The organism is Streptomyces sp. NPDC056948 (genome assembly GCF_042674225.1).
GTDB lineage: Bacteria > Actinomycetota > Actinomycetes > Streptomycetales > Streptomycetaceae > Streptomyces > Streptomyces purpurascens.
In genome coordinates, this window is record NZ_JBHUQX010000689.1 from 1 (window position 1) to 2,932 (window position 2,932).

The following is a 2,932-nucleotide window of genomic DNA, read 5'->3' on the forward strand; positions in this document are numbered from 1 at the left end:
GGACACCTGTGGTGTCCCGGGCGCAGGAGCCGATCCGGAGGAGAAGCACGTTGATCCATGCTCGGCGCACATTGGTCGCCGCTGCGGCCATGTTCGCGGTGGTGGTGGGATCGCCAGGACTGGCGAACGCCCAACCGGCCGCCGATCCCACCCCGTCGACCCCGTCCACTCCATCCGCCGACCCGGGCCCCGGACCCGACCGCAGCCGGGGCCTGCCGGCCGGCTGGCAGATCACCGGCAAGAGATCCGGTCAGCAGCTGACCTGGCGCTCGAACAGACCCGTCCCCATGGGCGACGCCGCCGTCGAGTTCTACTCCGGAGACCGGCTCCTGGGCCGGCCCGAACCCGGCAAGGACGGGCACACGTTCCGCCTCGACCTCGAAGGCGTGGCGCTCGGTGCTGTGAAGGACCTGCAGGTACGGGCCGCGGGGCGCCGCCTCGACGAGGCCGGTGTCAAGGCGGACTCGAAGCGCCGGTCCGCCAAGAAGCCAGTGAAGCCCGTGGAGCCGGTGGAGCCGTCGGCCCTGCCGCCGGCCAACCCCGTGGACCCCGGAGTTCCCGGCCCCTACCGCGCGGTCAGCGGCGAGTACACGCTGAAATCGGTGCAACTGCCCGACTTCCCCGCCCCGGTGGAGATGCGCGCGACCGTCACCGCACCCGCCGGCGCACAGGGCAAGCGGCCGCTGGCCCTCTTCCTGCACGGCCGCCACGCCACCTGCTTCACCGGAGGCGCGGACGGTGAGGCACTCGGCGAGTGGCCCTGCCCGACCGGCTCGAAGCCGATACCGAGTTACCGCGGCTATCTGCACGACCAGAAACTCCTGGCGTCCCAGGGGTATGTGACGGTGTCCATATCCGCCAACGGCATCAACGGGCAGGACTACGCGGCGCAGGACGCCGGAACCCAGGCTCGCTCCTCCCTGGTGCGGCAGCACCTCGCCCACTGGGCCGACTGGTCGGGCGCCGGACGGACCAAGGCACCGGCGATCGTACGGAAGTCCGCGCGGGCCGACCTGTCGCGTGTCCTCCTGGTCGGTCACTCGCGCGGCGGCGAGGGCGTGAACCGGGCCGCGACGGACAGCCTCGCCAAGCCGCCCGCGGACAAGGACGGCTACCGGGGTCCGGTGCGCTGGAAGATACGGGGGACCGTCCTCATCGGCCCCACCGTCTTCGGGCAGAACCCGGCTCCCGATGTGCCGTCCATGACGATCCTGCCGGGCTGCGACGGTGACGTGTCCGACCTGCAGGGCGAGATCTACGTGGACGGGACACGCGGCGTGAGCCGTGGTGCCGCCCTGCACAGCGCGGTCTACATGGTCGGCGCCAACCACAACTACTTCAACACCGAGTGGACCCCGGGACAGGCCGAGGCGCCCGCCGTGGACGACTTCTGGAACGACGAGGAGACGCCGCCGGACCCGGTGTGCACGCCGGGGGCCGCGACCCGGCTGACGGCCGAGCGGCAGCAGGCCGCCGGTTCCACGTACACAGCCGCCGCGGCCCGGATGTTCGTCGCGGGCGACGACCGGGTCCGGCCACTGCTGGACGGCTCGAACGTCCGCGCGGCGTCCGCGGGTCCCGCGCGCGTCCTGACCCACGCCGTCGGTGCCCGTCGCACCGCCGCTTTCCTGCCGGACGCCCCGGTCACGGTGGACGGCGGCCGGCTGTGCGCGCAGGTGGACCCCGACCCGGCCACCGCCTGCCTGAACCCCGAGAACCCCGGCGGGTCACCGCACTTCGCCGGGTGGGAGACGGAGCGGGAACCGGGCCGCGACGCCGTGGCGTTCGACTGGTCGACGCCGGGTTCCTCGGTACGAGTGCGGCCCGGGAGGCCGGTCTCCCTGAGCGGAGCCGAGTCGCTGGCGCTGCGGGTCATCGTGCCGCCCAACACCACCGGCACCCGTATGGACGTGTCCCTCACGGACACCGCGGGCCGGCAGGCGACGCTCGGCGCCCTCCGCCTCGACGGGCTGCCCGGCTCCGACCGGACGGCCTCGTACTGGGGACAGGAGGTACGGGTACCGCTGACCGCGGCGACGGCGGCCGGGCTGGACCTGAAGCGGGTGAAGTCCCTGGTATTGACCCCGCGCAGCGGATCGGGACAGGCATGGCTGATGGACGCCTGGGGCTGGCGTCCCGGCATGGCGGCGGTACGGCCGGTCGCGCTGCCCCGCGTCGACATCGGTCGGCTGACGACCGACGAGGGCGACTCCGGAGTCCGGACCCACAAGGTGCCGGTGCGGCTCTCCGGGCAGGGCAGTGGCCAGATCAGGCTCTTCGTCGCGGACCCCGAGACCCGTGAGGTCACGTCCCGGCTGGTGACGGTGCGCCCCGGCGGCGGCAGCGTCGACGTGCCCATCGACGTGCGCGGCAACACCCGCTTCAGCTACGGCACGGAGCACAACGTGTTCGCGAAGGCCGTCCGGGGCACCGTGGTCGGCAACCACCTCGGCGGCCTGTCCGTGACGGACGACGACCCGATGCCCACGTTCAAGGCGACACCGCTCGTGGGCCGGGTCACCGAGGGCCAGAGCCTGAAGTGGCGGATCGACCAGTCCGCGGTCGCCGACACGGATCTCTGGATCGAGGCCGCTTTCGTGCCGGTCGACGGCGGCGCGGAACTGTCCAGCACCGACGTCGACCCGCAATGGTTCGAGGAGAACACCGGCGAGTCACCGAGCCCAGCCCGGCCGCTGTCCGAGGTGGAGGTGTTCTACCCGGACATCGCCGTACCCGCGGGAGAGCTGAGCACGGAGGTGACCGTACCCACCGTCGTGGACGGGGTGAGCGAGCCGGAGGAGTCACTGCGGATGCGACTGTCCATCGGGACGGACGACGGCGAAGCAGTGGAGGGCCCGGTGCTCGACGGCACGGTGGTGGACGCGCCGTAGGCGACACGCCGCTCACTCCCTGGCCGATGGCTGGGCAGAAG

At 72.5% G+C, this 2,932-nt stretch carries 1 protein-coding gene; it reads left to right on the top strand.

Features of this window, described 5'->3' with window-relative positions; all coding sequences use genetic code 11:
* Positions 1–89: 89 nt before the first annotated feature.
* A complete protein-coding gene (locus ACFTZL_RS43530) occupies positions 90–2,891 on the top strand; it encodes an alpha/beta hydrolase family protein (RefSeq protein ID WP_382595767.1) in 2,802 nt (933 codons plus the stop codon).
* Positions 2,892–2,932: the final 41 nt, after the last annotated feature.

Excerpts from the sequence above, each read along its gene's own strand:
- ACFTZL_RS43530 (WP_382595767.1), top strand. The coding sequence starts at position 90 with ATGTTCGCGGTGGTGGTGGGATCGCCAGGACTGGCGAACGCCCAACCG.